Here is a 4,051-nt window from a genome sequence, read left to right on the forward strand (position 1 = left end):
TTTTCGTAATGTTTATAATTATATCCATTTTATTTTAAAGTATTCTTATATATACATTTTTTATTAATTATTTTCTAGTTCTTTATATAAATCTTTTATGATACTCAATCCTTTTCTAAGCTCATCCTCATCTTTTGGAGAGCATATAGCAATTCTTATAGCGTACTTATTATATTAATTCACATCAAATTCAAACTTTTTAGCTACAGTTTTAACTATCTTAAAATAAAACTAGATCACTAAATAGAGACTTCTATTAATAAATTTAACTGCATTAGGTTATAATTATAAGTATGGTTAATTTTGTAAAAAGAAAGGGAGATAAACATGAAATATAAAGTATTAAAAAAACAAAACAGCTCTAAAAGTTGTCTTGTTTGTGGTGTGAAAAATGATTTAGGTCTAAAGGCTCGTTTCTATCAATTAGAAAATGGTGAATTGGCATCTATTTTCAATTCTAAGGAATTTCACCAAAGCTATCCTGGAAGAGTTCATGGTGGAATATCTGCAGCAATTTTAGATGAAACTATCGGTCGTGCCATAAGCGTTAGTGACGAAACAGTTTGGGGTGTTACAGGAAGTTTGGAACTAAGATATAAAAAGCCAGTCCCAATCGACTGCGATATAATAACAGTTGCTAGAGTAACTAGAGATACAAGAAAATTATTTGAAGGTGAAGGTGAAATAATCCTTCCTAATGGCGAGATTGCAGTTACTGCAAAAGCAAAATACGTAAAAATGCCGATTGGTCAAATTGCTGATGAATGTGATATGGCTGAGGAATGGATTCCTATCCCAGATGATGAACCTGTAGAATATATCGAAATTCCAGGAAGATAAAAATCTTAACTTTTAATTTAATATATTATGCAAACTAACAACGTATCTTGAAATAGTATCATTTCGAGATGCGTTTTTTCATATTATATAAAGGAGGTTTCTAAAACAACGTAGAATTAAGTAACATATTAAAAACTCTATGTTGATAATATTTTTATATACAAAGGTGTGTGATATATTGGATTTTGAAAAAAGAAAATTTGAAGTTATGGATTCACTACGAGATGCCGACCTTCTAGAGTCTTTTGATATACTTGAAGATGATCACCAAGCACTACTTTTAAGAACTTATCAAAAAATTGACGAAACACAAGCTCACTGCATAATCTCTATTATCATGTCTAGTGATAGTGCCTACAGTTTAATCTACTACGTTTTCGCTAAACTCGCAGACTTTAGCAAACAATCTACTATAATAGAATTTCTAAATAAACTAAATAACGATAGCATTCTTATGAAATATTATATTGATAAACAAAATCATATAGTTGGGGCAATAAATTATATTGGAATTGATACAAATTTTAATAGTTCTGAATTTATAAATTTGATGGAGATAGGCTTTAGCGAAATTATTGATGCATATAATAAAATCAAAAATTTAATTTAGGGGGAATAAAAATGGACTTTGATACTAAAAAATTGAAAGTTATGGGTGCAATGAGGGATGCCGATATTTTAGAATCATTTGATATTTTACAAGATGATAATGATGCCCTATGTCTACAATCTGCACAACAAATTGATGATTCTGGTGCAGTCTGTGTAATATCTGTAATATTACTTCCAAACCGAGCCTACAGCCTAGTGTACTACTATATAGCAAAACTCAATAATCCCTCAAAAAAAAATCTTGTTTTAAATATTTTAAATAGTTTAAATGAAAGTAGTTTATTGGTGAGATATTACCTAGATGAAGACGATAAGATATATGGCTGTGTAAATTATATTGGTGTTGAAAGAACATTTAGCAGTACTGAGTTTATACATATATTAAAAGTTGGCTATCGAGATGTCTTAGAATCTTATAGCACAATTATAAATTCTATTTAGTATAATAATAAAAAAACTGGATTATAAAAATCCAGTTTTTTATTTATTCATAAATCTTATTTATTATCTTCATCTAAATCTGCTTTTTTATCTATTTTTATATCAATCTTCTTTTCAAGAGTTAACCCTTCGTCAACTGTTTGAAACTCACTTCCTTCAAGTACAACTTCATTTTGATCTGAAGTATTATCTGAGTCTGTGTTTTCTTCTATTTTATCAGAAGGCTTTTCTCCATTTAAGATTTCCATAAATTCCTCACCTGTTATTGTTTCTCTTTCAAGTAAGTATTTAGATATTTCGTGTAGTTTTTCTTCATTTTCTTTAAGTATATTCATAGCTTTTTTGTGAGCTGATTTTATTATACTTAAAACTTCTTGGTCTATTTTAGTTGAAGTTTCTGGTGAACAAGTAAGCGATGCGTCTCCTCCTAGATATTGATTTGTCACTGTTTCAAGTGCCATCATATCAAAGTCTTCACTCATACCATATCTTGTTACCATTGCTCTAGCCATTTTTGTTGCTTGTTCTATATCGTTTGATGCACCTGTTGTGAATGAGCCGAATATTAACTCTTCTGCTGCACGTCCTCCTGTAAAAGTAGCAATTTTATTAAATGCTTCTTGTTTTGTCATTAGGACTTTTTCACCTTCATCAACTTGCATTGTATATCCAAGTGCCCCAGAAGTACGAGGTATTATTGTTATCTTGTGTACTGGTGCAGATTCTGTTTGTTTTGCTGCAACAAGCGCATGTCCAACTTCATGGTATGCAATTATTGATTTTTCTCTTTGAGATATAACTGCACCTTTTCTTTGATAACCAGCTATTACAACTTCTACACTTTCTTCTAAGTCTTCTTGTAAAACTTGATGTCTACCCATCTTAACTGCTCTTAATGCACCTTCGTTTATTATGTTAGCAAGTTCAGCACCACTAGCTCCTGCTGTTGCTCTAGCAATTGCATTGTAGTCTATGTCTTTAGCCATATTAACACCATGTGCATGTACTTTAAGTATTGATTCACGACCAGCTAAGTCTGGAAGTTCTACAGGAATACGTCTATCAAAACGACCTGGTCTAAGTAATGCTTTATCTAGTGAATCTGGTCTATTTGTAGCCGCTAATATAACAACACCTTTTTTACCATCAAAACCATCCATCTCAGTAAGAAGTTGGTTAAGTGTTTGTTCTCTTTCGTCGTTTCCTCCTGGCATACCAGTATCACGTTTTTTACCTATTGTGTCTATCTCATCTATAAATACTATACATGGAGCTTTTTCGTTGGCTTGTTTGAATAAGTCCCTAACTTTCGCAGCACCCATACCGACAAACATCTCAACAAATTCAGATCCTGATATTGAGAAGAATGGAACTTTTGCCTCACCTGCTACTGCTTTCGCAAGTAATGTTTTACCTGTTCCTGGAGGTCCTACAAGTAGTGCTCCCTTAGGCATTACTGCCCCGATTTCTTCGTATTTTTTAGGATTGTGAAGGAAGTCTACTATTTCAGTAAGAGCTTCTTTTGCCTCATCTTGTCCTGCTACATCATCAAAAGTCTTTCCTGTTTGAGCTTCAACATATACTTTGGCATTACTCTTACCAAATTGCATTGCATTTGCTCCTCCACCAAGTCTCTTCGCCATAGATTTCATAAGCCAGTTTCCTATAAATAAGAAAATTGCAAGTGGCAATATCCAGCTCACTATAAAGTTTACTATCCATGAATTTTCATCTGTGACTTGTTTTGTAAACTTAACGTTGTGGTCTTGTAAAGTTTTTACTAAATCTGGATTTTCAACATATCCTGTATAGTATGATTTTTTATTTTTCTTTTCATTTTCCCCACTCTTTTTTAAAGTGTATACTATTTGTGTATCACTCATCTCTACTTGGTCTACTTTATCTGATTCAACCTGAGTTAAAAATGTACTATAATCCACTTCTTCATATATTCGAGAATTTATGCTTGGTAAAAATAAGCTATTCAACATTACAACAAGCAATAATATTAAAAAGAAGTTAAAATAATTAAAATGTTTTGGTTTGTTTTTTTCTTCTTTCATATTAGCACCTTTCCTATGTATTAATTTATTTTACATAAATATTTGGTTCTCAAAATACCTATTAAAATTCATTATATATTATTATTGATAAAAAA

At 31.1% G+C, this 4,051-nt stretch carries 4 protein-coding genes; 3 read left to right on the forward strand and 1 reads right to left on the reverse strand.

Annotated elements, in window-relative coordinates; all coding sequences use genetic code 11:
- Positions 1 to 327 precede the first annotated feature (327 nt).
- From I4U58_RS12900 to I4U58_RS12910, 3 genes are all read left to right on the forward strand, one after another.
- On the forward strand, positions 328 to 840 hold the full coding sequence (locus tag I4U58_RS12900; protein WP_195931750.1) for a PaaI family thioesterase: 513 nt from the start codon (positions 328 to 330) through the stop codon (positions 838 to 840).
- A 178-nt stretch (positions 841 to 1,018) separates the two neighbouring features.
- Entirely contained in the window at positions 1,019 to 1,450 is a 432-nt protein-coding gene (locus tag I4U58_RS12905; protein ID WP_195931751.1) for a YbjN domain-containing protein, read from the forward strand.
- An 11-nt stretch (positions 1,451 to 1,461) separates the two neighbouring features.
- Complete coding sequence (locus I4U58_RS12910; protein ID WP_195931752.1) at positions 1,462 to 1,893, forward strand: YbjN domain-containing protein; 432 nt, start codon at positions 1,462 to 1,464, stop codon at positions 1,891 to 1,893.
- A 56-nt stretch (positions 1,894 to 1,949) separates the two neighbouring features.
- Here I4U58_RS12910 and ftsH read toward each other — a convergent pair whose 3' ends face one another.
- A complete protein-coding gene (gene ftsH / locus I4U58_RS12915; protein WP_195931753.1) occupies positions 1,950 to 3,956 on the reverse strand; it encodes an ATP-dependent zinc metalloprotease FtsH in 2,007 nt (668 codons plus the stop codon).
- Between the last annotated feature and the right edge of the window lie 95 nt (positions 3,957 to 4,051).

The sequence above is a fragment of the Clostridium sp. 1001270J_160509_D11 genome, assembly GCF_015667935.1.
Classification (GTDB): domain Bacteria; phylum Bacillota; class Clostridia; order Peptostreptococcales; family Peptostreptococcaceae; genus Intestinibacter.